The following is a 344-nucleotide window of genomic DNA, read 5'->3' as shown; positions in this document are numbered from 1 at the left end:
ATTGAACTCAAGGGCGAGCTGGCAGGCGTCTTAAGTCTTTGCAATAACGACAAAAGTCCCGGTCACAAGGACCGGGACTTTGCCGAGCAAGTCAAAATGGTTGCGGGGGTAGGATTTGAACCTACGACCTTCAGGTTATGAGCCTGACGAGCTACCGGGCTGCTCCACCCCGCGTCAATGTTTTACCGGGGCTATGCCCGGGAGCTGTTTTTTTGTTTTGTCTCACGTGGCTTTGCCACTTCGAGACTTGGCGGGCTGCTCCACCCCGCGTCAATGTTTTACCGGGGCTATGCCCGGGAGCTGTTTTTTGTTTTGTCTCACGTGGCTTTGCCACTTCGAGACTT

General features: G+C 54.1%; 1 tRNA gene. It reads right to left on the bottom strand.

The features are described 5' to 3' along the window. Positions 1 to 97: 97 nt before the first annotated feature. Positions 98 to 174 (bottom strand) — tRNA-Met (locus V5T82_RS18150). Positions 175 to 344: the final 170 nt, after the last annotated feature.

Origin of the sequence: Magnetovibrio sp. PR-2 (assembly GCF_036689815.1) — a bacterium.
Classification (GTDB): domain Bacteria; phylum Pseudomonadota; class Alphaproteobacteria; order Rhodospirillales; family Magnetovibrionaceae; genus Magnetovibrio.
Note: the sequence above shows the minus strand (reverse complement) of the source record. Positions and strands in the feature narration are given on the sequence as shown.